Here is a 26356-nt window from a genome sequence, read left to right as displayed (position 1 = left end):
ATACAAGTTACAACAATCAGCATTATCACCCGGTACCGTAATTTGTTTGTTTTTGGGAGATGCAAAACGCCCCGGAGATTCCCCCGGGGCGCCAGATTATTCACAGTAGTTACTTTACAAAACGTGGCTGCAGATAAGGGGCCAGGCCCGGCAGCTTTACCTTGTACCGGTAAAAACCGCCAAAGGAATCTTCTTCTTTCAATAACTCATGTCCTGCTTTACTGATCCAGAATGTCTGCGAATAATGTCCCCTGGGCGAATCGCCTTCGGTAAACAACTTCCAGCAGTCCACCGGTTGATTATTCAGCGTATGCAGCACTTCACTGCCGGTAACTTTATACGTTACATACGCCGGAGGTTCCAGCCCGGCATCGTAAAACCGGATAGCAAAGGTTTTGCCTGCTTTTAAAGGCAGCATCTCAAACGTTTCAATATCGAGGTTCCAGTTATAATTGGGGCGGTCAAAAGCCAGCTTAAAATCCGCTGCTTTATTGTTCATGGTGGCGGTGTCGCCGCTGATCCCATTAGCCGTCCAGCGGTAAGCCTGCTGTTCGCCGCCCCTGGTTTGTGCATGAAACAATGGAGAAAAATCTGACACGCTGTTATAGGAAAGGCTTTCAAGATACCGGGCGGTGTCGCTCCCATACCAGTGCTGGGTGATCCGGAATACCGGTTCGTTGTTACGATTCGTTTTTTCAATTTCCCGCACCCACAGGCTCAGGTCCAGCCAGTTGCTGCGGGATGGCACCTGGTAGTACACAAGGTATTGTTTCACACCAGGCTTCAGGAAAGCGGTATTTAACCGGAGATGCTGCTGATCAACCGTATCGGTTTGCGCAAAAGCGGGAAGCACGGCAATGGTTGCTAACAGAATAGAAAGAATCAGGGAACGTTTGGGTTGCATATTTATCAGGAAATTTAAGTTTTCAATATCCGCTGCATACGGAAGCATAATTATTTTCAAAGATTCCCTGTTTCCCGGCTATCTTAAAATAATTTCAACAACAACCCCGGTATTTTTAATACCCTGGCAACTTTCCTCCATAACCAGCCACCGTTGAAACTTTCCGCCAACTGGTTGAAATATTACCCGTATTTGTTGAATCGCAAACAACTCCCGGTAAACGAGTGCAAAAGCTTCGTAAATTGGGGCATGCAATTAATAAGTCGTATGCCGGCAGCCGTTAAAGTGCAATGGATACTCTGGCTGGTTGTTTTTTTAATGATGTTTTTTTCGATGCTGCCGGAAGATGGCTTCTGGCAGGCTGTTATTTTTTCGCTGCTCAACGCCCTCTTTTATGCGCTGGTCATTTATGGCAATATCAGCTGGCTTTATCCACGGCTTTATTTAAAGGGTCGTATAGCGGTATACGTTATAGCCGTGCTGCTGTTTCTACCGGCGGCAGGATTAGCCAGGGGCTTCCTTCTCAGCTGGATCTACAACACCTGGTTCACTACACACCCGGAACCCGTTACGGTGCAAATAATGCTCAGGTACCTGACCGGCATTCCATTGTTATTTTTACTGAGCTTTGTATTCCGGATGGCCATCGTTTATTTTGAACTGAAAGCACAGGCCGCCGCACTGGTTTTGCAAAACACCAAAACGGAACTCAACCTCCTGAAATCACAGGTGCAGCCACATTTTCTTTTTAACACCCTCAACAACATTTATTATGAAGCCTACCTGGAAGCGCCGCGAACCGCCACGCTCATTGAGCGGCTGTCGGATATCATGCGGTATTTTGTAGATGAAAGTCCGAAGGACCAGGTAGACATCTCCACAGAAATAAATTTCCTGGAAAATTACATAGCTTTGGAACGCATCCGCATCCGGCACGGTATTAACCTGCAATTCACCAGCGATGTACCCGGTGGATGCAGCATTCCGCCGATGTTGCTAATGACTTTTGTAGAAAATATTTTTAAACATGGGATCGACAAAACCAGTTTACAAAACCATATTGATATTTCCCTCGTGAAACAGGAAAACAGGTTGCTCTTTACCACCCGCAATAGTTTGCCGCAACAACCGGTACATAACAACCCGCGCGGGTCCGGCATCGACAATCTCCGGAAACGCCTTACCCTGCTGTACGGCGCCGGATTCATCCTGCAAACCGGCAGCTCCGGAAATTACTTCACCGCATTTTTATCCGTTCCGTTATGAGCCTGAAATGTATGATCGTTGATGATGAACCCAACGCCGTAAACCTGCTGGAACTGCATATTCAGCAAACCACCGGCTGGCAGCTGGTGGCCAAATGCTACGACGCACTGGAAGCGCTGGCATTTCTGAAAAACAATAAGGCAGACCTGATTTTCCTCGATATCAATATGCCCCGGCTCGATGGTATGGAACTGGCCGCACTGCTGCCACCGGAAATGAAAATTGTGTTCACTACCGCTTATACGGAGCATGCTGCGGCCAGTTATAATTTCCAGACCGTCGATTATCTCCTCAAACCTATTACCCTCAAACGTTTCCTGGCTGCACAGCAAAAAATAGAAACAGCGTTTATGCATCCCCGTATGCCGGAAGTTGCCCTTCCTCAGCCTTCGGCCGATTACTATTTTGTAAAAAGCGGTAAAACCCTTCAACAGATTAAGCTCTCCGAACTATTATATTTTGAAGGAGAAAAGGAATACGTGCGGATTGTTACCCTCCGGGAAGAAGTACTGGTATACAAACGCCTGAAAGATATCGCCGGACAGCTGTCGCCGCCTTTTATCAGGGTACACAATTCCTACATCGTAAACACCAGCCGGATTGATAAAATCCAGGATAATCACCTGTTCATCTCCGGCAAACGGATTCCGCTAAGCGAGAAATTCCGGCCTGCATTTATGGAACTGATCCAGCAGCGTTTTTTATAAACCGGATTTTACTTAAATTGCAGTTACCGCAATTTTCAACCAAAATGAAATACAGGGAAATCCTTCCGGAACAACTGTTAAAACCATATGTAAAATGTTATTATCATTTTGAATCCGAGGCAGACACTGCTATCGACGATGTGGTATTTCCCGGCGGGCATATGGAAATCATCTTCAACATGGGATCAGCTACCTGGAAAACGGGCAGCAATAACATCTTTCAAAACACACCTAAAATTGAGCTCTGGGGTCAAATTACCCGTCCCCTTCCCGTGAAGGCGGTGGGTAGCTATAATAAAATGCTGGGTGTAAGATTTTACCCGCATACCGCCGCTTTTTTTATGCAGGAAGATATCATGCTGCTGAATAACCAGGTGAATGATCCTGCAGATATGCTTGGTACCCCCATCCGGCAATTGCATATGAAACTGCTGGAAGAAGAAAACCTGGACCAACAGATTAAACTGATTTCACAATTCCTGTTAAACAGGTTACAGGAAGTAAACAGGAAACCGCTGAACATCGCTATGGTGGGCAATATCATCCACCAGATGAAACAACCGGATGCCGATGCAAAAATTGAAAGCATCGCCCGGCAACATCTTATATCTTCCCGGTATCTCCATAAACTCTTCTTACAATATACCGGCGTTCCGCCAAAATTTTATGCAAAGCTGCACCGGTTCCAGAAAAGCCTGGAGCTGGTACAGAAAAATAAGCTTTCCCTCACCGCCATTGCCTATGAGTGCGGGTATTTCGACCAATCCCATTTCATCCGGGAATTTAAATCCTTTACCGGCGTTTCCCCTGCCTCCTATAAAGTTTCCCCCTATCCCGTTACGCTGATCTGATTTGTTCCGTTTTGTACAATGCTGAAAGCGCTGCCGGTGCTAATTTGCACTCATTAAATACTTTTAACCGATGAGCGCAAATATTTTCTTCACCCTTTCACTCCTCCTCGCAACGGCTATATCAGGATGCAGCACTACCGCCAATGACGAACTGGCTGAAGCCAAAAAAGCCATTGCCGAAAGCAATGCCATCTATTTCCAGTCGTTTGCCAAAGGAGACTCCAGCATCTTTATAGACCGGTATGCGCCCGACGCCTGCATCATGGCTCCCGGTACGCCGGCCCTTTGCGGTAAAGATGCCCCGCTGACCTTTTTCCGGATAGCCTACCGGCAGATAGGATTGCGCAATGGTAAATTTATCACTACCCGGGTATATGGCGGCGGCAATGGGTATGTAACAGAAGAAGGGATCTGGCAGTCGTTTGACGCGAATAATGTAATGTTTGACGATGGGAAATTTCTGGTACTCTGGAAAAAGACGGCTATCGGCTGGAAGATGTACCGCGACTCTTTCAGCAGTAATCATCCTGCCCGGTGATAGTAAAGATGGAGGTGCCCCTTTTATGAGACACCTCCTCTTTTATGAAATAATGTTGGGGTAATTTTGGTGAAAGCAACGTGATTGATGATAAGCTTAATGTCCCGTCAATGCTCTTTTTTCAAGCCAGCTACCAGGGTTTCCGCTTGTTACGCAATTCCATCCTTCAATAATATATTTACTCCCTGCAGCACCTAACTCCTGAATATTGCTGTTTAACACGGTATCTGTTCTGTACCACACTCCAACCGTAGGAATAGCTGTACCGGTGCATACCCTGTTGAAAACTGGCAACACTGATTTTGTTCTGTAAAGTTGGATGGGAGAAAAATAGACAGTTTTTGCTGTCTGCCCGGCAGATATAATTCTGATTACCGGAATAAGAGCCTCTTTGGATGTGAATGAAAGATAAAAACGCTGCCACGTGTCATTTACATCAAAGTATCTGATAGCTCCGTTGGCCCCATCATTTGTTGTATACATTTGAAGCGCAATCCTGGCGGTTTGTCCAACAGCTGTTCTCATAGTCACACTGAGAACAAAGTTATCTCCCGCAGCAGCAACTAGACCAATACCACGTTCCATCCAGCTGCTTCCTGCTATAGTATCAGCCCAATCTGCTCTTATGGAAAATGGCAGAATTGTATTATCCAGTCTATCTATGGTATTATCATTTGTTAAGGTGGATGTTGATATCCCACTTGTGTTGTTAACGGCCCAGTTGGTGATGGTATACCCAAATACCCCATTTGTTAAATCTCCTGATGTAGGCAGCGAAACTGGAATTTCCGGCAAGTTGGAAAATACAGTGGTGTTGTTGCTGTTGTTTATAACAAGTTTCCCTTCCAATTGAACATTGTGGTAAACATTTACAGCGGAAAACGCATCTATCTCAATATCTGCTTTCCAGTTGGCAGGGTAGGTAGTATCTGATTCGCCTTCCCTCAACGGGTGTACGGTATTGGACGAGATTTCAATGTTCTTGGAGTTACTTATTTTTATGCCCGCATACAATCCTAATTGATGAAAATCAACCCTGTTAACAGCAGATGGCGAAGTAATTATATTTCCCATAATAGTACCACCATCAGCGCCAATTACTTCGATGCCATTTTTTGTAGGTACCCTGATGATATTCCCAATAATAGTATTTTTACCAAACAAAGGTACCCCCGCTGTAAAGTAGAGTGTAATTCCATTACCTAATATAACATTTCCCGGGGTAACAATAGTGTTTCCGGTAATTGTCACTCCCGCCGGATTACTCAGGTAAATAGCTTCTTCTCCGGCTACAAAAAGCTTATTATCACTAATGGTGCTATATCTTGCTTCATTGATATAAATGTTTTGTTTGGCACATTGAAAAAATACGCATTCAGAAATACTGGCGCCATCATGCATTCCACCGGAAGCGACTTCTGCTTTCAAATACACCTGCGATTGTTTCGCTACGCCTCTTACCTTCGTATATATATTATCGTTGCTCCTTCTGTTTTGAGCATCCGAATAAATAATATAATTGGCATCGTCTTGCCTGTTCTCGAGGTCCACCGGAGTAATGTCTTCAAATAAAGAACATTCACATTGTACCTGGTTCACGACTTTATCAAGGCCCGAGTATTTTATATTATGGATGTGTACATTTATGACACCCTCTATCCGTATACCTTCTGTTCCATCTGTTGGAAGTCCACCGGTTAAATTCCCTTTTAGCGTGAGTCCGTACATTTCAAAGCTCTTTACAAGTGCAACCGGAGCGTGCACAGGGTCATAGGTGCTTGATTTGATGTTAAAAATCGGGCCGGCAGAAGTGATTAAAGTGGTATTGGAATTGTCACCAAATATTACTGCACCATTTTTATTAAAAACGTTTACACCCGATATATAATAAGTACCAGCAGGGAAGTATAGCGGGTAAATACCTGCGTATTGATCTATAATGGTTTGAATGATTCCTGAGTCCGCCACAGTTCCCTGTACACCGAACCATTTTACATCAATCCTTCCTTCATCAAGCACCCGTTTCCATCTTCCTGTAGCAACGCCGGTAACAGCAATGATAGTTCCTCCGTTATCGGCCGTTATAGAAGTGCTGTCCCAATAAAAATGACCTCCCCCGCCATCTCCGGGAGTAGTATAACCCAATATATCACAGAATTCGTTTGGTGATGTCCCGGCTGTAGTCCTTAACAGAGCAATATTTGCAATTGTCATATCAGATATTTTAAAATTGTTATGAATAGATCTAATATAGACAGTCGATACGCGCTGGAATTACGTAGTAGTTTCATAAAAAAAGCCCTCTCAATTAAGAGACAGCTTCTTCATTATTATTAAATCAATTGATCGCACTATTAAATCATTTCCCCTTCGCTACCGTTGAGGCCAGCAGCCCCGCCACCTTTGCTTCCATGCCCCCTGATTTATTATGAGCCGCATCGGCCTTCACCGCGTTGGCTGCGGCCCACCGCATCAGGTCATCATCATTCCCGGCCGCCGCCAGCTGGGCAATCCGGTAATAAGTATACGCCAGTAAGTCGGGCGCGCGCGATACGCATTGCAAAGAACGCTGGTAATACGCCAATGCCTCCGCCGGTTTATTTTGCATGGCGGCAATGCGTCCCATGTGGTATAGCAACGTATACTCCACGCCATACTGATCGTCCGGGAAACCTTCTTTGATATAGGATTGCGCCAGCTTCATGGCTTCCTCATTTTTTTGTTCCCGCCGCAGGTTCAGCACCCGCACCACTTTTGCCTGGGCAAGCGCCTCCGGTGTTAACGCCTCGTCCCAGTGAAGTACTTTAAAATAAGGATCTATCTGCACCTCTTTTACCATACCGTTAACCGGCAGTTGCAGCTGGCTGTTGCGGTCGCGGATAGTGATGTGTTGCAGCGAAGAAGTTCCGTTGCTATAAGTAATCAATACTTCCAGCGGGAGCTGATAGATACTGTCCTTTTGCGTAATGTTAAGTTGCAATTTATTTTGCTGTTGCTGCCAGCTGCTCTGCCACGCGGGCGCTCCCAGCCGCTCAAACCACTGGCTGTAAAACCACTGTAAGCTGCTGCCATATGCTTTTTCCACTTCCATCTGGAAACCATCCCACGTGATACCACCCCGGCTGTATTGATCCCCGATAGTGCGCAGCGCTTTGTGGAATACAGCTTTGCCAACCGTATTGGATAAGAGTTCCAGGGCAAGAAATCCTTTACTGTCGCCAATGGTATGACCGTTGCTACCAGTCAGTGAAATTAACGGTTCATCATTACCGGCTGCTACATTTTTGAGATAGCCCAACCCGCACTGATCGCTGATATAGCCCGGGTAACCGGTTCTACGGTATTCCATTGCATGGGCGCTGTCGAAATGGCTCACCACCCGTAAAGAGCCGTATTGTGCCAGTCCTTCGGAAAGCATTTCTTCTCCTTTGGTGCCGGCGGCCAATACTTTATTTCCCCACCACTGGTGGCCAATTTCATGACCAAAGAGTGCATAGTTAAATTCGCGCAACGCGCCGGTAGGCATCACCACACCACCTAAAATACTGGCGCCGCCAATACCGGTGATTTCAGCCACATAGTCGGGGTATTCAATAATGGAAAAGTTGGGAATGTCCAGCGGACCAAATTGCAACGACAGGTAATCCAGTACTTCAGCGGATTTACGGCTTAAATCCTTGCCATCAATACCGCTGCTCAAACTGTAAGTATAAAAAGACCGCTGCCCTTTATATTCCTGCCGGGTGTAATGACTAATATAAAGTGAGAAGATATCCGGTTGTGCATAGTGGAAAGTATAAGTATGATTCTTCACCGAAACCGTGCCCGCCGCCATTGCAGGCATCAGGTTGCCGGAGGTGGTAACCGCAATGGTACCGGTACCACGGGTATGGTTACCTGCGCCATCGGTCACCTGCGGATACCAGGCAAGGCCATAGCCGCCTGCCATACAGAAGGTACTGTCGAGATAAAACTGGAACGCCGGCGCGCCGCCCCGCTCATACGCACAGGTAAAGTGTAGCGGCGTTCCCACCGGCAGCGGGGAACGGAAATGCCAGCGGTATATAATATCGCCGGACGCTTTCAGGCTCGTATCCATTACAGCAGCAGCGCCCTGTAACTGAAGCGTTACCGGCCCTACGCCTTTGCTGATCACAATGTCTATAGAGTCGGCAGCAGCGGTGTCGGTTTCAAAACTAAATCCACCCTGCACAAAAAAAGATTTCTTTGCCAGGTCTGCTTTCACCTGCAGCTGGTAATCCAGTTTACGTTGTGCTGATAATAATGCCGGTGCTAACAAATATAAAAGGACGATCAATCGACGCATATTCTTTTTTTAACAAAGTAACAGCCGGCGTCACGAAAAAAATGGTACCGGATTAACTTTTTAGTAATGCCCGGAATTTATGGGGAGTAGCGCGGTAAAACATCCGGAAACACTTTACCAGGTGGGAAGCATCTGAAAATCCGGCTGCAAAGGCGATATCTGTTACCGGTAATTTGGTAGTGAACAGTAATGTCATCGCTTTTCGTACCCGCATCTTTAACTGGTACTCGCCGGGCGTAATGCCTTCTCTTTCCTTAAAAGCACGGGCCAGGTAAACGGGGTGTACAAACACCCGCGCGGCTAACGACTGAATAGTATGATGGGTATCGAATTCATTTTCCAGGATCTCCTTTGCCTTTGGCAGCCAGGGCAGGCGCTCAGGGAGCTTATCGCCGGTATATTCACACAGCCAGCTGATGATATGTTCTTCCGGCAGCGAACTGTCGGGGTCCTGAACAAAGGCATACAACAGCCGGTACAGGTAGTCGAACGTTCCGGTTTTATAGATCGCCGCTGCGCGGGGCAGTAAATGATCCAGTTCCAGCTCCTGTAATCCTCCCGGTTTAAATTCTATATTCAGGCATCTGCCGCCCACCTCCTGGAAGTGGTTGGCGTGGCTGTATCCCGCCGGACGGAAAAGCACTTCACCGGGCATCACTGCGCTGTCTGTTTTTTTATTTATCTCTTCATAGCTGCCGCTGATCAGTAAACTCAGGTACGGATTTTCATGATAGTGCTCACGGATCTGCACATCCGGCTGGTATGCCGTAATGTTCAGCCGGAAAGACACATTCTCGCTGACCTGTTGTTCTTTCCCAAAATAATTACCTGGCGACAGGATAATACTCATAAAACTGGCCGGTTTCCTTTAGCGGCGCCGGTTGTCAAAGATACTTTAAGCATTTGGTTTTCTGACCATTCAGCCCTTATACACCGGACCATTTTACTTACATTTGTATTGCCTAATGAAATAATATATGGAGATTAATGCCTCCGGCGATTACTACCGGTACCTGATACACGATGAAAAGTTTTTTTTTTATGCCCCGCTGCTTAGTTTTTTTTTCAAAGGAGGCGTATGGATGTTATCCATTCCTTTCCTGGCGTACATTATCCGCTCCAAAATAATCTGCACTTTTACGAATAGTATGAAGATTGATGGCGACCAGCTGACTATTAACTACATGAAATTTTTTAAACCCAGGGAGAAAAGCTTTCCGATAGCCGGCACTACCCTTGAACTGCGTAACTATCATGATGATGCCCGTTTCCCATCTTACTACCAGCTGGCAGTTGTTATCAACAAAAAAACAAAGTACGTGATAGACAGCCGGGAAGGTTTTACCAAAGAAACGCTTTTATCCTTTATGTCGGCCTTTTCAGGAGCTACCTTTTATTCCTGAGCTTCCGTTCTTTCGTATAGTTTTAATCCTCTCGATAACCAGATGATGGATTTAGTCATACGGCTTACTCTTGTTTCCAATCTTTTAGCGGAATAAATCCAGTCGATATAAAACTTCTGCTCACTTTCAGACAGGGACTTAAAGAACAGGTGGGCATTGGGTTCATCTTCCAGGCAAACCTTCAGCTCTTCGGGTATTTCGAGCGGATCATCGTCCCGGAACAAAGTGATTTTCACCCAGTCGCCTTCCTTCTTTTTTATCTTCTTCCTGATATCTGCTTTTACCGGGAGAAATAGTATGCTGTTCCCCATAGGCATCAGGTGGCATTTTTTTATTTCGTAGTCGTCAATAAATCCTTTCACTTTTACCAACCCAAAGGCTTTCACTTTATCGGGGGTAATTTCAGGAATACGCGCGAAAGTCCATCCACCTTTCCCGTGGAATTTCTCAAGGCGATACGATTGATCAACGATTGGTTTAACAGCCATAAATATTACTGATGGAACAAGTCATAAAGTTATCGAACTTTATTTAAACGACCAGTATCCATCGCGTGTTTCATCGTGTACGAGGCCGTAGCGACGGGTATCTTTCAGGCTCCAGTCGAAATTTGCACGTATCCAGTAACGCAAACCCAGTATGTACCGTTGCAGCTCATAGTCAGTATCTACATCGAAAGACGGGAGCCAGCCTTCCGGTGTTTCAAACATACGCATCATGCTATTGTGGATGTCTGCCACCTCCAGTAATGCCTGCTGCAAGGTTAAATTCCTTTCCCGCTGTATCACCAGCACCAGGTTGTGTGCTTCTTCGTTCTCCAGTTCTTTTTTTATAGAAAAGATATCATTGGAGAAGCAAATCAGCTTTGCCGCCAGCCAGCCTAATTGCTGTACCACCTCATGCCGTATTACTTCTTCCGGCAGCCGGATATTATACATTACCTCCACAGCTTCCACTTCTATCAGCGCGGCGCCATTATACACCCGGGCTACCATGTATTGTTCCACCGTAGGATTGTAGCCATGTTCGCGGTTCTGCGCTTCCCAGGTACATGCTTTCAGGTATTCCTTCACGCGGTTTATAAAGCGTTGTTGCCAGGCATCGCTGCCCAACTTCTGCAGCCGCTGCCATACTTCGCTGAAACCGGCCACCAGCGGCGGCGTACTGTCGGCACCCAGGCTCACGCCATTGATCATGGCATCCATCAACAAACAGGTAGTGGCGTGCAGGTGCGCGGCTGTTTTCCCTTCCAGGGTTTCATCACACTGATCGTCAAACAAAAAAAGCCAGGTATTCAGGTCTGCAATGGGCAGTAAAGCCTCGAGATTGTCTACCGGGAAAGCCCGTGCCGTTAACAGCGCAAATTTTCCTTTTTTGAATCGCTCCAGCGCGGCGGCGGATGTTAAAAGATTAAACTGTTGTGCCCATTCCATCGTCGATTTTTCAATGGTTTCAAAATGCGGGCTGAGATGTGGTTCACATGGGCAATAGAGGTCCGGGAATTGGATCATACAAGGATAGTTTGAGGGTTTGGATATCCAGCAGCCACTTCGGCTGCAGAGAATTTTATCAGATGTGTGATGATCGGGTTGTCTGGTTATTTTGAGTTTGTCCGGTTATGGATTAAATATACAAAAGATTTTTTCATTTCCAAGTAAGCAGCATCTGCTGAAATTCTTTCGTATTTCAATCAAACATGAATATCTATCTTCACAAAAAAATCAATGATCATTTCATTCGATCTCGATGATACCCTCATTCCGGGCATTAAAACATTCCCTACCGAACCCCAAACACTATGGCATAAACTTTTCAGCCGGGAAAAGTTAAGATCCGGCACTATCAGTCTGATGAAAGCTTTACAGGGAAAGGGTCACAGCGTATATATCTATACTACTTCATACAGGTCGCCCCTGTATATAAGGCGGTTATTCTTTAGCTACGGAATCAGGGTGAACAAAATCATTAATAAGCGTATTCATGATGAAACGCTGCGCGAAAGAGCAGGTATCATCTCTAAATACCCGCCCGCCTTCTCCATCGATATTCATATCGACGACTCTCCCGGAGTAGCAATGGAAGGCGGGCGATATCATTTTAAGACGATCATTATTGAAGAAAATAATACCGGCTGGACGGATTTTATATTAGCCCATCTTAATCGCCAATAACTTTATTTATCACACACAACTCATACAATGATGGCGGCGCACTCGCTTTCGTTACCCTAAACCGCAAGGCCGATGCCCGGTAACTCCGCGGCAGCCGGATCACTTTACAATCGCCCATAGGCGCTGAGCCCAGGTAAATCGTTTGCCATTCCCCATTGGTCATAATATCCACGGCATACTCCTGGATGCGTGGCAGTCTTACCTGCGAGAAACCATCGGGCAGTTGTTTTATATCCTTGTACTCAAAGATGCTGATCTTATTAAACGCGTCTGAAGGATTCAGCGTAATTTCCAGGCTGGCCAGTGTATCTGCAGCGGCCCAGCGGCTTTCCAGGCTTCCATCGTTAACGGAGCTGCCGTCATAACGATGCGCGGTATCTTCATATACACTCGACGCCTTCACCGGTTTTAAGGCGGAAATAAAAGTGCCATTCTTGGGCAGTGGTTTGGTGAGCGACAAGCCCAGTCTTTTCCCCAGGCCGATAGCCGCCAGCGCCGTGTATTCCCTGATACGGCCGGTTTGGTCGGGAGGTACATTCATCACGAGGCAGTTGTCGTTGTTCGTACACCAGTAAAACAGTTCTTCGAGTTCGTCCAGGTCACGTACCGGCAGCTGTACCGATTTCTCAAACCAGTTCCAGCGGTCGCTGATACAAAGGGTATGTTCAAAAGGCAGGTAATAAGACTTGCCCGCATGAAGGTACTGCTTCTTGTCATACCGGGTAATGATCTTTGGGTCCCACAAACGGAAGTCTGAAGGGAAGTATTGAAAGAAGTATTTATTGTCGGCGGTCATGTCGGCAGGAACGGTGAAATTACGTTTCCCTTCTTCATTTACAATCGTGTGATTCACGCTTACCGCGCAGGCGGGGTTAAATTGTTTTACCAGTTTATATACCTGGTCAATACCCCACTCTTCCGGCTTGCGGTCCCAGCCGCCATCCAGCCATAGTTCGCAGATGTTACCGTAGTTGGTAAACAGCTCGGTGAGCTGGTTCAGCATATATTTCACGTACAGCTGCTTATCCTGGTTCTTGTAAGACGGCTCATGGCGGTCCCACAAAGAATAGTATACAGCAAACTGAATCCCGTATTTTTTGCAGGCGTCCGACACCGCCTTCACTACATCGGTTTTCACCGGCGATGCCGCCACATCATAGGTCGTATACTTACTATCCCAGAGGCAAAAGCCGTCGTGGTGCTTGGTGATCAGCAGCACGTACCGGAAGCCTGCATCCCTGGCGGTTTTCACCCATTGATCGGGGTCCAGGTGGGTAGGGTTATACTTTTCAACGGGAATGGTGCCATCCGACCATTCCACATCCGCAAAGGTGTTGATACCAAAATGGATAAACACGCCGTAGCCACGTTTTATCATGGCCTGCTGGGCCAGGTTGGGTTTAGTAGAAGGCCGCTGCAACTGGGCCATCCCGCAATGATATGCCAGTACCAGTAAAACAGATAAATATACTTTCTTCATAACGGCAATAAAAATAAGCGGGTAAAGGCAATCTTGCTGGTCTTTTCCCGCCAATAATGAATTGTATTTTAACATAAATAATCTTTTCGACACCGGAAAACGTCCACATGTCAAAAATCTTTTCTTTAAAAAGGCCGGTCAGATAGGTTTGCAGTAAACAATTAATTATGCAACCAATATCTTCTTCCCGGCAAGCTTATTTAGACTGGCTCCGCATCATCGCCATCGTAGGCGTCCTGTTTTTCCATTCCGCCATGCCCTATGTCTCTGAGTGGGGATGGCATATAAAAAACAAAGAAACCAGCAATGTGCTGCTTGAAATGAACGACTTCCTCCATCGGTTCCGGATGCCTCTGTTGTTCTTTATTTCCGGCACCGTAAGCTATTTTATGCTGCAACGCAATTCCGGCGGCGGCTTTATCGGACTTCGCTTCAAACGGTTGTTTATTCCGCTGCTGGTGGGCGTACTTATCATTGTTCCCCCACAGGTATACATGGAGCGCCTCACCCAGGGCTTCAAAGGTAACTTCTTCGACTTCTACACCGGTATGTTTACCACCGGGGCTTATCCGCATGGTAATATGAGCTGGCACCATCTCTGGTTTATCGCTTACCTGCTTGTATATGATATCCTTTTTGCGCCGCTCTTTGTATGGCTGATTTCCGGCAACGGGAAAAAACTGCTTCAAAAATTAAGCTGGATGGGCAGCAAACGGTATATCTACTTACTCATCATCCCCGGAACATTGGTACATACCTTCCTGCTCATCTGGTTCCCGCAAACCGGCGACCTGGTACATGACTACGGCTACTTCTTCTACTGGCTGTTTTATGTGCTGGCAGGATTTATCTGCATCGCCAATCCGCTGTTCATGGACAGCCTGGAAAGGAACCGCCGGTTTTCACTGGCCATCGCCTTCGCCGGCCTTATGATTATCAACTACATCCGCTGGAATAAACTGGAACCCTGGACCTTTGGCAACCATGTTAAACATGACCTCTTCACCTACTCATTTCTGGCCCTGGGTGGTGTCGTTGCCTGGATGTGGGTATTGGCGATTGTAGGCTATGCGAAAAAATATCTCAATAAACCCTTGCCCATACTGACATATGCCAACCAGGCCGTATACCCTTTCTATATCCTGCATCAAACCGTTATTGTGATACTTACTTATTACCTTGTGCAGGTACCGGATGGCGTTGGGCTGAAATATACTTTTACCGTTCTTATTACTTTTTTAATCAGTATATTCATCTTCCATTTGTTTATCAGACCCTTTGCCATCATGCGTTTCCTGTTTGGTATGAAACCGCCGGCACGGGAAGAAAAAGACCGCAGGTCCAAAGGAGCGAAATTGATACCAGCACAACCCGAAGTGATATAATTAACTTGTTATAATGAAAATATTCTGGAAATATTTCTTTCCCCCGTTGTATGGCCTGCTGGTATATTTTACCATCCGCCTGCTTACGGACAGCGTTACAGAAATGAAATTCTGGCACCGGCCACTACTGCTGAACATCATTGAAATAGCATCCAGCATACTGATGGGCTATCTTTTTGTATGGATCTTCAATCACCTGTTCCGCTATTTCGATAAAAAAAATCAGGCAGGCTTCTCCTATAAAATCATCCTGAAGGAATTGTTGTATGTCTTCATTATCAATCAACTTATACAGAATGCCGTGTTTACGCCAATGGCCGCCTTCACTGACAACGGCCTGCAATCGTTCGACCTCATCGACATCAATGTGATTCCTTTATTATATTGCTTTATTTATTATGGAGTACGCAGAAGCAACTCGTTCCTGCAGGCATATATCAATAACCGTTTGCAGCTGGAGAAAATCACCAACGACCAGCTGCAAACGGAACTCAAATTTTTGCGGGCGCAATACCATCCTCATTTTTTGTTTAATGCACTAAACACTATATATTTCCAGATGGATATGGATGTAGACGCAGCAAAAAAAACAGTGGAACGTTTTTCAGAGCTGCTTCGTTACCAATTGTACGACCAGCAGCAAACGGTAAGCGTTTTGAATGAAATACAATACCTGCAGAACTTTATTGCGTTGCAGAAGATCAGGTCGTCGCGCAGGTTGCAGCTCAACGTATTTTTTGATGAAGCCCTGCACCATGAACAGGTATATCCGTTGTTGTTTTTGCCGCTGGTGGAAAATGCCTTTAAATACGTAGGAGGAAACTTTTATATCGATATCCATCTGAAAAAACAGGATCATGAAATATCTTTTTGTGTAGAAAATTCAATACCCGATAAAATCAGTTTCGAGGAAAAAGGAGGCATTGGATTGGATAACCTGAAAAGGCGACTGGAACTGTTGTATCCCGGTAAACACACGTTTACCGCGCAAATTAAAGAAGATAGTTTTTTGGCTGAATTAAAACTCATTACCCAATAATGGATCCATTAACGATACGCTGCATTATCACGGACGATGAACCGCTCGCCGGGGAAGGATTACAACGCTATGCTGAAAAAACGCCTTTCCTGCATGTAGTGGCTGTTTGTGAAGATGCCATACAGCTGAATACCCTGCTGAAGCAACAGCCTGTTGATCTATTGTTCCTGGATATCGAGATGCCTTACATCACCGGCATAGAATTCCTGAAAAGCTATCCCAATCCGCCAAAGGTCATCTTTACTACCGCATACGAGCAATATGCCATACAGGGTTTCGAGCTGGACGTACTGGACTATCTCGTAAAACCAATTTCATTCGACCGCTTCCTCAAAGCTGCCAACAAAGCGTTTGATTATTTCTCCTCACAACACGCCAGCAAAGAACAACCTTACTTCTTTATTAAAACAGATAATAAACTGGAGAAAGTAATATTCAACGATATTCTATTTGCAGAAGCATTGGGCAATTATGTAGCTATCTATACGGCAGATAAAAAAATAATAACACATGCCACCCTGAAATCCGTACAGGAAAGCCTGCCTGCCCGGCAGTTCCTCCAACCACATAAATCCTATCTCATCAACATCAATCACATCAGTGCTATCGAAGGCAACGTGCTGCACATGGGTAGTCATGAAGTACCCATCAGTAAATACCAGAAAGAAGAATTACTGGAGAAGATAGTCAATAACCGGTTGCTGAAGAATAAGTAATATCACTATGCCATCCGGTCCCTGACGAACTGTATAATCTTATCGGCCGCAGGCCGGTATTGCGACTGGTACTTAATCCTCACCGAACTTTTATAGATGTTATCAAAGTACACCCAGCCGCCCATCTCCTGGATAATATACTTTGGCTGTTTATCTTCATTATAAACTTTGTCGGTGGGTATGTTTGCAAGAAAATCCCGGTGTACTTTTTCAAACAACGCTTTATCGATAGCCGGTCCGTTAACGAAGGTAATGTTCTCCTGTTCGTAGTTATAGTAACTATCAAAATACAAATCTCCCGAAAAATGATACGTGTGATCGTAATAATCAATAACCTCTTCAAAGGTCCCGAACCGTAAGATTTTATCGGAATGTCTCGGCAGGATGATAAAAGGATACTGGGTATTGTCAATGGCCGCAATGATATCCCCGTCGATAGTAGTGGCAATCGTTAGCCCGTTCAACACCACCGGTTCTTCACTTTCCGGCAGCTCCCACAAATCCATGTATTCCCCGAAATTAGACCGGATATGCGCCTCATCGGGCTGGTGGATCATCAGTAGTTCATTGAACGCTCCCAATCCGTAAGTATAAAGAAAATCCCGGTAGCTCACCGGTAAAGGGAATGTTACCGTAGCTGTTATTTGCTGAAACTCAGCTGTGGTCAATGGTTTTATCTGTCCTATTAAGTAAGGAGCCTGCATATCCAGTAATTCACTTATTTACAACCGCAATATACGAAGGGTAACAGAGAATATTCTCACGATAATATTATAAAGCAGTAATTTGTTGCCACATCTAAACTTAAACCGGTGAAAATGAAAATAGCCATCCTGTTGGATGGCTGTAAAGAAAGACTATCTTTTAATTCTACTGGTTCGGAGACTCCAAATTGTCTGCGGTTATAAGGTGTAACATGACATTTTCCTTCCCATATAGACATACCTCAATATCGCTATTCCGTTTTACGATTTCCCTTGCGGAATGAAGCGCTGCATTTATATCATTAAACACGGTGAAAACTTTCTGTGAAACATTTACTGCTAACTGAAAGTTGTCGTCAATTACATGACCTGTGGCTCGTTTGGCTCTAAGCAAGGCTATCTCCCCATCTTCTAAAACCGGAAATTCTTCTATCATTATATATATTCTTTAAATGGAACTAAGCTCACAATAATAACATAACCATGCTATTCCCATTCCTGTTACTAAAATCCAGACGTTAAAAATAAAAGTAAATCCCCGTTTCCCGCTTTACAGCCTCTTCAAAAAGGGATTTAATTCTTTTCACGCTATCTATAAGGTTTGCAGTGAAGATATCACTGGCCAACACTTTCTCCAGTTTCTCTATTTCCGCTATATACTCGTTTTCATAAATATCAATATTAACACCAGCGATATTATTTATACGATCAAAGATGCCTGCTTCCCATAGCTCTTTAAACATTGTTTCATCTAATGTCATTTCTATTAATTGTTCTGGCGTTGCCCTATCATAATCCAAAGCGATTTCTGCATCCTTGTTTTTAGGAACAACTATTGTCTTATTTTTCATTGTAAGCTGCTATTGTTTTCACCTCATTATTAGTGTGCCTGGCGGTTTTTATCTTATAAAACACTTACCCTGCTATAATTTTGCTTAATGGAAGCGTTGCTAAACTTTCATTTTGCAGATAATGCTCAATCTTAAGAACTTTATTAATATCCTTCCTCCTTAGCTTAGAGAATAAAATACCAGTGTAATAGCCGGCCATCCTTAAGCGTATTATTTCAACGTATTTAGGATCGGGAAACTCGTTTCTTAACAAACCATTAAATTCATCTAATAAATAGTAACCTGTTTCAAGTTCTGTAGTAGTTATAAAGCTTTTCTGCCCAAAGACCGAAGATAAAAGGTAATTGAATCTACCTGCGCTGCCACTCAATTCATGGTATTGAGGATATAACATCAGTTTTTGGCATATCTCAATAAAAAAATCAAAATAATATTCTACTTCAGTTCTTCCTTTATAAAAAGTGCGTAACTCGTTCCAGCTGGTCCATCTACATCTGTCAATAGACAAATCCACCTGCCGCAGGCATGCACTCACTCCTATCAGATATTTATAATCAATAATTACTTTATCATTCATTCTTACCTAATCTTCATCTTTAATCATACCCGAGTGGGAACCAAACACCACGATACACAGGTGGTTTCATGTTGGGAATTACCCAGCCCTGATTAAGTGTTCTTATATCAACATTTTCAACAACTTTTTTAAAAGGAGGTCTTTTTATAAGATGAAACACTTTCTCATCCAGAATTTTAAGTGCATCATTATAATCACACGCAGTTATACCACAACCGATGCCTATTCCCGGAGGGAAATTAAATGCAGTATCAATCTTAAATTCAAACCAGAACCTTTTATAAATAGTTTTCATTTTTATCCACGGCCTTACCCGTAAATATAAGTATAAACCTCCTATGCAGCCTGGTTGTAAATTTGACTTCCTTTTTTTCGTATTTTTAAGAAAAATGTTAACCCAATGGCAAAACAAACAGGAATACTCCCATTCACTGGGAAATTAGGTAACCTGATCGGTTACCGGAGGAACGGAAGTTACTTCGTCCGTTCCATGCCCGAAGAAGTAAGACAAACCACCGCCACACGGCAGTCGTCAAGGAATTTCGGTATCGCCAGCAGAACTGGTAAACTGATCCGGCAGGCCATTACTCCCCAATTAAGTATTGGCCGCGATGGCACACTCGTAAACCGCCTCAACAAAGCGCTGATACAGGGCCGCCTGCAACAGCTGGAAGGGTTCCGGTTCAACCGTCATACCGGCGTGGATAAGTTCTTCTCCCGGCTCCCCGTCTTATCTTCCGGTGGCGCACTGATGATCCCCGCGCAAACCTGGCCGCCGTCAACAGCCGGCGACAAACTGGAGATCAGTGTCATCGCCGTCCGTATCAATCCGGTTACACGGCAGATAACCGGCAGCCACACCGCCACCTTGCTCGCGGATCTGGACGAGCCATTTAATGGCGCCGCACTGGAAGCCACTACCCCTGGAAAAGGCACCCTGCTGGTTACACTCCAGGCAAGAATATTTAATGGTACCATCCCTACACTAAACCGCCGGTTCATGGCCGCGGATATAATAGCGGTCGTCCTGCCGGCAATCAAACAGAAATCCCGCAAAGGAAACCGCCTGGCTGGTGTAAAACAGGTGTCACCTTACCACCTGCATACAGGTAACAACGTGCAGCTCACCACCAATTCAACTCCGGATCAAGTCCACCTCTACTCCGGGTCATCCCCTACCTTTCGCCCTGTGCCAGGGCATTCCGGGGCAGATGCTCCCCCACCCATTGCTATTCTCTTTTAAAGGCATTATTTTACAAGGATCAACAGACAGGCATTTTTCATGACATACGCTAAAAAGCTCTACGGACTGGATCATTTAAGGTCGCTGGCAATACTGATGGTGTTGTTCTATCACTACCGCATGTTCCAACATCCGGAGTGGCTGGATAATATTATGGGCTTCGGGTGGACGGGCGTAGACCTCTTCTTTGTATTAAGCGGCTACCTGATTTCCTATCCCCTCTTTTTAAACATAGCATCCGGGAAAAGCATTTCTCTCCCGGAGTTCTTTATCAAACGTTTCTTCCGGATCATTCCCGCCTACCTGGTGGTACTTGCCATCTATTTCCTTTTCCCGGCATTCCACGAAAGGGAAGCGCTGCCACCGCTCTGGAAATTCTTAACGTTTACACAGAATTTCAACTTCGACATAAAAAACTATGGTACGTTCTCTCATGTGTGGTCACTGTGTGTGGAGGAACATTTTTACCTGCTTTTCCCGCTGGTACTGGCTACCCTGATTCATTTCAACGCATGGAGAAAAGCGGGTATCCTGCTGGCGGCATTATTTCTGTTTGGCATCGGCATCCGGCTGTACTGCTGGTATGCGCTGATTGCTCCTCACGCAGGCGAGGACAACATTTGGATCATCTGGTACCGTCACATGTACTACCCTACTTATACCCGGCTGGATGGCTTGCTGGCGGGCGTTTCCATTGCCGCGTTGTTTGCATTTAAACCGGCTGCAAAAGCATGGGTTACCCAACGTGGTAATATAATGCTGTTACTATCCCTGGTTGTTCTTACGGGCGCCTGGTTCCTGTGCGACGACCAGCAGAGCTTTCATGCATCCATATTCGGCTACCCGCTGGTGGCAGCCGGTTATGGATTGATGGTGGTGGCGGCGGTAAGTCCGTCGTGTATACTGTACCGGTACAACAGCCGCGTTACCACGTTAATAGCCAAACTGTCGTTTGCACTTTACTTATCGCACAAAGGCGTGATACACCTGGTGCAACCCCTGCTGGCTCAAACAGGTATTGCTCCAAAGGGCAACCTGATGCTGGTGCTATGCCTGCTCGTAGCCGTACTGGCCGCGCTCATACTAAATAAAGCAGTAGAAGCGCCATTCCTGCAGCTCCGGCAACGTGTACTGAACAAACGGAAAAGCACCGCCCATAAAAATGTGGCGCTTCTCACAAAGGATTCAGCAGCTTAACTTAACTTCACGTAATTAAAAGAGGAAAGACATATGAATATTGAAAAAGCGATTCTTGCCGGTGGCTGTTTCTGGGGTGTGGAAGAACTGATCCGCCAGCTTCCGGGCGTAATCTCAACAGTAGTGGGATACACCGGCGGCGATGTTCAAAACGCCACCTACCGGAATCATGGCACACATGCAGAAGGCATTGAAGTTACCTTTAATTCAGCAGTACTATCATACCGTTCCCTTCTGGAATTTTTCTTCCAGATCCATGATCCTACCACCCGGAACAGGCAGGGCAACGATATAGGTACTTCTTACCGCTCCGCCATCTTTTACCGGAACGAAGCACAGCACGAAACCGCCAATGAGCTAATTGCGGAACTGAATGCCTCCGGTAAATGGCCCGGGGCAATTGTAACGGAAGTGGTGCCCGCAACTGCCTTCTGGAACGCAGAAGAAGAACACCAGGCCTATCTCCAAAAGCACCCGCATGGGTACACCTGTCACTTTGTGCGGCCCGAATGGAAAATAAACTAACATAAAAAAGGAGAAAATGAAGTTGATTCATTTTCTCCTTTTTTTATACAGAGAGATAAACAATGTTCGCTATTCTGATCTCAGCGACTTCACAGGGTTCATCAGCGCCGCCTTCACCGACTGGTAGCTCACCGTCAGCAAGGCGATTAACAGCGCTCCCACAGAAGCTGCCACAATGATCCACCAGGATATTTCCGTGCGGTATTCGTAACGCTGCAGCCAACTATTCATAAAATAACAGGCCACCGGCACCGCTATCACCAAAGCAATAACAACCAGCAGAATAAAGTCCTTCGTCATTAAACGCCATAAATTGAAAACAGAGGCCCCCATCACTTTCCGCACACCTATCTCTTTTACCCGTTGCTCTGCCATGAAAGACGCCATGCCAAAAAGCCCCAGGCAACTGATAAATATTGCCAGCACTGCGAAGAAGCTCGACAATTTAGCGATGCGTTGTTCCGCATCAAATTTAGCGGCATACTCATCATCCACAAACCTGTAAACAAAAGGAATACCCGGGTTATACTTTTTAAAAACGTCCTCGATCCGGGCAAGCGCATCAGCCGTTTGTTTAGCCGGATTTATCCTGGCATTGATGATATTGGCCGCGTTGTAATCCAATGTAAAAACAGTGCGGAAAACCGGCTTATACGGCGACTGCATCACCATGTCTTTTATCACGCCAATCACCGTAAAAGGTTGGCCATCTTTTTTTACAATTTCTCCTATGGGATTTTTAAGACCCATGAACTTAACAGCCGATTCATTCAGGATCATAGCCGTGGTATCAGAAGCAAAATCCCTTGAAAAGTCGCGCCCTGAAATGATCTGCCAGTTAATCGTTTTTCCGAAATCATGTGTAACGCTTACTGCTCCAAAGTTTCCCTGCGCTCCTGGCGCCATGCCTTTCCAGGTATATCCATTGTTGATTGCATCCACATCTGTTGTTGGCGCGGAAGAATAAGACATCTCCGTAATAGCACCTGATACCACCAGCTCATTCCTGATAAGCTCGAAATGATCTTTCAATGCCGATGTAGACACCGGGATAAGGAGCAATCCCTCCCGGCTATAGGCAGTGGGCCGGTTTTTAGCGAAATGGATCTGCCTGAATACTACAATTGTCCCGATAATAAGAATCACCGATACGGTAAACTGTGTCACCACAAGGGCTTTCCGCGGAATGGCAGCATAACGTCCGGCGCGGAAAGTACCTTTCAGTACTTTTACCGGTTCAAAGGAAGAAAGATATAACGCCGGGTAACTGCCCGCAATTAAACCGGTGAAGAGCGTAACAGCAAGACCAACCAGCCAGAATACCGGGCTGCCAAAGGGTATGCTTACCTTTTTATCGGCTACGTCGTTAAATGCGTGTAATCCGGCCTGTACCAGCACCAGCGCTCCTACAAAACCGATCGCAGCCAGCAGAAGGGATTCACTGAAAAACTGCATGATCAGTTGACCACGAAGGGAACCTACCGCCTTGCGGATGCCCACTTCTTTGGCCCTCTTTTCAGAGCGGGCGGTGCTCAGGTTCATAAAGTTGATACACGCCAGCAACAGCACAAATACGCCAATAATCCCGAAAAGCCATACAAACTGGATCCTGCCACCAATATTCTTTCCGTTCTCCCAATCAGCATATAAATGCCACTTGCTCATGGGATGAAGAAAAACCTCCGGCTTAAAAGCAGCGTCTGCTGCACGTACTTTGCGCAGTTTCACATCTTTTATTTTAGCGGATACTTTTTCAAGGTCCGCATGATCAGCAAGCTGTGCATAGGTTTGCGTGAAATTAGACCGCCAGGGGTTTTCCATTTCCCTGATCCAGGGCTGGTTGCTCAGGTATAATGCCCACGGCGCCATAAAATCCAGGTTCCTGAAGGCAGAGTTGTACGGAAGATCTTCATACACCCCGGTCACTTTCACGGCTGTTCCGTTATCCATTTTCACCAGCTTATCGATTGGATCCATCTCCCCGAACAATGTCTTTGCAGTAGACGCAGACAAGAGGATGGAAGCCGGATCCTTCAACCCGCCACGGGTGCCCTTCAGCATTTTAAGCGTAAGCATCTCTGGAAAATCCGGTTCAAAATAATTCCCTGTTTTGGAAACAGCATTGTTATTATAAGCCAGTACATGCTTATTTTCCCACGAAGCCATTACAACATACTTGAAATCGCTGCCGTATTTATCCCGTATCTCTTCACCCAGCAGATAAGGGTTAGCTGTTTGTGTGCCTACCACCCCGTTAAAGGTTTGATGCTGCATTACCGCCACAATACGGTCGTAATTCGCATGATTTTTACTGAATGTCAGCTCATCGTGTATCCACAAACCGATCAGCAGGGCTACCGCCATACCGGTCGATAGTCCCACGATATTGATGAACGAAAACGTTTTGTTCTTCAAAAGGTTTCTCCAGGCAACCTTGGTATGATTTCTTAACATGGCTAACTGATTTACCGTTGAAAAACAATAATACTGCCATTCCTGCAATACTTACTGGTAGACGTTCTATGAGTATTTTGTTTTCATGTATCTGTCCGGATACGAACACGGGTGTCTGAAAATGGACACCGCAACAATCAGGCAAGAGATGAAAGATTCCTACGGGGCTATATTGGATGATGAATTAATTTTTACATCTGCATATTGCCAGGCGGATTCAAATGCTGCTAATACTTCCTTCGCCTCCTTATTTTTCTTCTGCAAAACCAGCGCATTATATAAACCGATCAATGCCCATCCATTTTTCCTCCATATTTCCAGGTCTTTCCGGTAAACTATCTCTGCCTGCCGGTATTGTCCTGCTTTGAGCAGCACAGCGCCTAAATGATGCCGCACGGAGAAGAACCAATCTGGCGGCTCGTTGTAGTTGAGGTGGTCTTCCATAGCCACGGCCTCCTTTAACAATGAAATAGCTGTGTCGAATGACTGTTGCTGAACTGCGATGCCCGCGGCTAGTACCTTTCCGGCAATTTGTACCAGGTCGGCCGAAGTATTGATATTCCAGATCGTCAGACTTCGCAGGATGGTATCAGCAGCAAGTACATGCAGGCTATCCAGTTCTTTTTGGGCCTTTGTTACCTTATGCTTGCCCAAAAAAGCCAGTCCTTTTGCGTAATGCCAGATGGCCCGGGGATACACCAGGTTGTTTTCCGGTGATGGAAGCGCCAGTATGGTATCCCACATCGATAACTTCGCGGCAATATAAAACGGGATGGTATAGTAGTGCTGCAAAGTGCCCCAGCCAGGCATGCTCATAATCTCTTTGGAGGTATGTTGCTGCAACCTGACAGCGGTTTGCCAGGCCAGTGTGGAATTGCCTTCCAGTGCGGCAGTAGCTGCCAGAAAGTGATAATTATGCGGGTGGTACGCCAAAGGGTAAGCGCCCTGTGCATGACACGCAATTGTATACACACTATCTGTTGCCAAAGCGCGGATATTTGACAGAGAACCTTCATGGTAATCGCCGGTACGGATATAAACATGTGAAGGCATGTGTAACAAATGTCCGGCGCCGGGCACCAGCGTATCCAGTAATTTTGCACTATGCAAAGCTTTTTCCGGCTGCGAAGAGGCTTCCATTGCATGAATATAAAAGTGATGCGCGCCGGGATGAGTGGGGTGAAGTTTCATCAGGTGTTCCAGTACCGCTACTATCGCGGGTGTCCATGCTTTGGGCGCTTGTGTTCTTTTTTCATACAAATCCCAGGGATGCAGGTTCATCATCGCCTCTGCGTATAAAGCACCGATATCCGGATCATCAGGAAATCGCGTATACACTTTTTTCATGGCTGTCGCATAGGCACTGTCCAGGGCGCTGCGATCAGCCGGAGGCTCTTTAGTATACCTCCTGGTCAAAGCGGCGATGAGGGCCTGCTCTTTTGCGCTGCTTTGATGGGAAAGCGCTTGTGCCTTCATAACTGCTTCGTAAGCGCGCTGAAAATTATCGGATTCCATGCCGGCATTGTAATTGGGTCCCAGTACATATGCAAGGCCCCAGTACGCCATGGCACACGTTGAATCCAGCCGGGTAGCTTCAAAGAAAGAACGGGCTGCTTCTGCATGGTTAAATCCATAGGACAGCATCATTCCCTGGTTAAAATAAACCTGTGCTGCTTTCACGGATGTTGAAATCGTGAAATGAATACCTTGCAATCCATCAAACAGCGGCGCTTTCTTTCCGGATGTATACCATTCTTTGTCAGTGGTGGCAGGAACTACGCAAGCAATGGTATTCGCCATGCTTTTTACCTCTTTGATCGGGCGTCCGTAATTGCAGGCCATCAGGCAGCCTGAAATAACAGATACTACATATAAATTTTTCATAAGGGATTAAATTGTAAACATACTTTGGGGTAATGGAAAATATCGGGGTATAAGCCTGTCGCTGATTACTAATTTACATAAAAATCAGTACTAAAGGAAGAAGTGGGTGTATCAATGTTCAGATACACCCGCTG

The 26356-nt window shown here is 45.7% G+C and carries 25 protein-coding genes; 12 read left to right on the top strand and 13 right to left on the bottom strand.

The features are described from left to right. Window positions 1-109: 109 nt before the first annotated feature. A complete protein-coding gene (locus V7S65_RS07045; protein ID WP_336388723.1) occupies window positions 110-904 on the bottom strand; it encodes a DUF3108 domain-containing protein in 795 nt (264 codons plus the stop codon). Between the two features lie 249 nt (window positions 905-1153). Between V7S65_RS07045 and V7S65_RS07040 the strand changes: the two genes are divergently transcribed. From V7S65_RS07040 to V7S65_RS07025, 4 genes are all read left to right on the top strand, one after another. After that, window positions 1154-2170: a sensor histidine kinase gene (locus V7S65_RS07040; protein ID WP_133256299.1), complete on the top strand. Its 1017-nt coding sequence runs from the start codon at window positions 1154-1156 to the stop codon at window positions 2168-2170. Next, entirely contained in the window at window positions 2167-2877 is a 711-nt protein-coding gene (locus V7S65_RS07035) for a LytR/AlgR family response regulator transcription factor (protein WP_336388724.1), read from the top strand. The genes V7S65_RS07040 and V7S65_RS07035 overlap by 4 nt, the downstream gene beginning before the upstream one ends. 44 nt (window positions 2878-2921) lie before the next feature. Continuing rightward, the gene (locus V7S65_RS07030) at window positions 2922-3728 is read left to right on the top strand and encodes a helix-turn-helix transcriptional regulator (RefSeq protein ID WP_111580407.1); all 807 of its coding nucleotides are present in this window, start codon (window positions 2922-2924) and stop codon (window positions 3726-3728) included. 70 nt (window positions 3729-3798) lie between these two features. Further along, window positions 3799-4266 carry a YybH family protein gene (locus V7S65_RS07025; protein ID WP_336388725.1) on the top strand — a complete coding sequence of 156 codons (468 nt, stop codon included), beginning with the start codon at window positions 3799-3801 and terminating at the stop codon, window positions 4264-4266. A 96-nt stretch (window positions 4267-4362) separates the two neighbouring features. On the opposite strand, the gene V7S65_RS07020 is transcribed toward V7S65_RS07025, so the two are convergent. From V7S65_RS07020 to V7S65_RS07010, 3 genes are all read right to left on the bottom strand, one after another. After that, window positions 4363-6480 carry a right-handed parallel beta-helix repeat-containing protein gene (locus V7S65_RS07020; protein WP_336388726.1) on the bottom strand — a complete coding sequence of 706 codons (2118 nt, stop codon included), beginning with the start codon at window positions 6478-6480 and terminating at the stop codon, window positions 4363-4365. Window positions 6481-6625: 145 nt separating this feature from the next. After that, on the bottom strand, window positions 6626-8593 hold the full coding sequence (locus V7S65_RS07015; RefSeq protein WP_336388727.1) for a M1 family aminopeptidase: 1968 nt from the start codon (window positions 8591-8593) through the stop codon (window positions 6626-6628). A 52-nt stretch (window positions 8594-8645) separates the two neighbouring features. Next, window positions 8646-9443 carry an AraC family transcriptional regulator gene (locus tag V7S65_RS07010; RefSeq protein ID WP_336388728.1) on the bottom strand — a complete coding sequence of 266 codons (798 nt, stop codon included), beginning with the start codon at window positions 9441-9443 and terminating at the stop codon, window positions 8646-8648. 127 nt (window positions 9444-9570) lie between these two features. On the opposite strand from V7S65_RS07010, the gene V7S65_RS07005 reads away from it, so the two are divergent. Next, window positions 9571-9996 (top strand): hypothetical protein, encoded by a 426-nt coding sequence (locus V7S65_RS07005; RefSeq protein ID WP_079467549.1) that lies wholly within the window; start codon window positions 9571-9573, stop codon window positions 9994-9996. On the opposite strand, the gene V7S65_RS07000 is transcribed toward V7S65_RS07005, so the two are convergent. Next, on the bottom strand, window positions 9987-10484 hold the full coding sequence (locus V7S65_RS07000) for a YdeI/OmpD-associated family protein (RefSeq protein WP_336388729.1): 498 nt from the start codon (window positions 10482-10484) through the stop codon (window positions 9987-9989). The two genes, V7S65_RS07005 and V7S65_RS07000, sit on opposite strands and share 10 nt — an antisense overlap. A gap of 39 nt (window positions 10485-10523) precedes the next feature. Continuing rightward, a complete protein-coding gene (locus V7S65_RS06995; protein WP_336388730.1) occupies window positions 10524-11507 on the bottom strand; it encodes a terpene synthase family protein in 984 nt (327 codons plus the stop codon). Window positions 11508-11720: 213 nt separating this feature from the next. Between V7S65_RS06995 and V7S65_RS06990 the strand changes: the two genes are divergently transcribed. Then, the gene (locus tag V7S65_RS06990; RefSeq protein WP_336388731.1) at window positions 11721-12167 is read left to right on the top strand and encodes a hypothetical protein; all 447 of its coding nucleotides are present in this window, start codon (window positions 11721-11723) and stop codon (window positions 12165-12167) included. Here V7S65_RS06990 and V7S65_RS06985 read toward each other — a convergent pair. Further along, window positions 12154-13647 carry an alpha-L-fucosidase gene (locus V7S65_RS06985; RefSeq protein WP_336388732.1) on the bottom strand — a complete coding sequence of 498 codons (1494 nt, stop codon included), beginning with the start codon at window positions 13645-13647 and terminating at the stop codon, window positions 12154-12156. The genes V7S65_RS06990 and V7S65_RS06985 overlap by 14 nt on opposite strands. A gap of 167 nt (window positions 13648-13814) precedes the next feature. Between V7S65_RS06985 and V7S65_RS06980 the strand changes: the two genes are divergently transcribed. Genes V7S65_RS06980 through V7S65_RS06970 form a run of 3 tightly spaced genes read left to right on the top strand, consistent with a single transcriptional unit; the run spans window position 13815 to window position 16787 of the window. Then, window positions 13815-15032, top strand: a complete 1218-nt coding sequence (locus tag V7S65_RS06980) for an acyltransferase family protein (RefSeq protein WP_336388733.1) — start codon at window positions 13815-13817, stop codon at window positions 15030-15032. 13 nt (window positions 15033-15045) lie between these two features. After that, on the top strand, window positions 15046-16071 hold the full coding sequence (locus tag V7S65_RS06975; RefSeq protein WP_336388734.1) for a sensor histidine kinase: 1026 nt from the start codon (window positions 15046-15048) through the stop codon (window positions 16069-16071). Continuing rightward, window positions 16071-16787, top strand: a complete 717-nt coding sequence (locus V7S65_RS06970; protein ID WP_079467556.1) for a LytR/AlgR family response regulator transcription factor — start codon at window positions 16071-16073, stop codon at window positions 16785-16787. The genes V7S65_RS06975 and V7S65_RS06970 overlap by 1 nt, the downstream gene beginning before the upstream one ends. A gap of 5 nt (window positions 16788-16792) precedes the next feature. On the opposite strand, the gene V7S65_RS06965 is transcribed toward V7S65_RS06970, so the two are convergent. The 4 genes from V7S65_RS06965 to V7S65_RS06950 form a co-directional block, all read right to left on the bottom strand. Continuing rightward, window positions 16793-17491, bottom strand: a complete 699-nt coding sequence (locus V7S65_RS06965) for a hypothetical protein (RefSeq protein ID WP_336388735.1) — start codon at window positions 17489-17491, stop codon at window positions 16793-16795. 518 nt (window positions 17492-18009) lie between these two features. After that, the gene (locus tag V7S65_RS06960; protein ID WP_336388736.1) at window positions 18010-18342 is read right to left on the bottom strand and encodes a hypothetical protein; all 333 of its coding nucleotides are present in this window, start codon (window positions 18340-18342) and stop codon (window positions 18010-18012) included. Between the two features lie 64 nt (window positions 18343-18406). Next, a complete protein-coding gene (locus V7S65_RS06955; RefSeq protein ID WP_336388737.1) occupies window positions 18407-18919 on the bottom strand; it encodes a hypothetical protein in 513 nt (170 codons plus the stop codon). 19 nt (window positions 18920-18938) lie between these two features. Next, window positions 18939-19214, bottom strand: a complete 276-nt coding sequence (locus V7S65_RS06950) for a hypothetical protein (RefSeq protein WP_111580420.1) — start codon at window positions 19212-19214, stop codon at window positions 18939-18941. Window positions 19215-19319: 105 nt separating this feature from the next. Between V7S65_RS06950 and V7S65_RS06945 the strand changes: the two genes are divergently transcribed. From V7S65_RS06945 to msrA, 3 genes are read left to right on the top strand one after another with little or no spacing between them, the layout of a single operon-like run. After that, complete coding sequence (locus V7S65_RS06945) at window positions 19320-20162, top strand: hypothetical protein (protein WP_111580421.1); 843 nt, start codon at window positions 19320-19322, stop codon at window positions 20160-20162. 39 nt (window positions 20163-20201) lie between these two features. Continuing rightward, on the top strand, window positions 20202-21359 hold the full coding sequence (locus V7S65_RS06940) for an acyltransferase family protein (RefSeq protein ID WP_336388738.1): 1158 nt from the start codon (window positions 20202-20204) through the stop codon (window positions 21357-21359). A gap of 33 nt (window positions 21360-21392) precedes the next feature. Continuing rightward, window positions 21393-21884 carry a peptide-methionine (S)-S-oxide reductase MsrA gene (gene msrA, locus V7S65_RS06935; protein ID WP_111580423.1) on the top strand — a complete coding sequence of 164 codons (492 nt, stop codon included), beginning with the start codon at window positions 21393-21395 and terminating at the stop codon, window positions 21882-21884. A gap of 69 nt (window positions 21885-21953) precedes the next feature. On the opposite strand, the gene V7S65_RS06930 is transcribed toward msrA, so the two are convergent. Then, a complete protein-coding gene (locus tag V7S65_RS06930; RefSeq protein WP_336388739.1) occupies window positions 21954-24338 on the bottom strand; it encodes an ABC transporter permease in 2385 nt (794 codons plus the stop codon). Between the two features lie 159 nt (window positions 24339-24497). Further along, window positions 24498-26222 (bottom strand): tetratricopeptide repeat protein, encoded by a 1725-nt coding sequence (locus tag V7S65_RS06925; protein ID WP_336388740.1) that lies wholly within the window; start codon window positions 26220-26222, stop codon window positions 24498-24500. Between the last annotated feature and the right edge of the window lie 134 nt (window positions 26223-26356).

This window comes from Chitinophaga sp. CCNWYY40, assembly GCF_037483205.1.
Taxonomy (GTDB): domain Bacteria; phylum Bacteroidota; class Bacteroidia; order Chitinophagales; family Chitinophagaceae; genus Chitinophaga; species Chitinophaga ginsengisegetis.
This window is presented reverse-complemented; position numbering and strand designations above follow the sequence as displayed.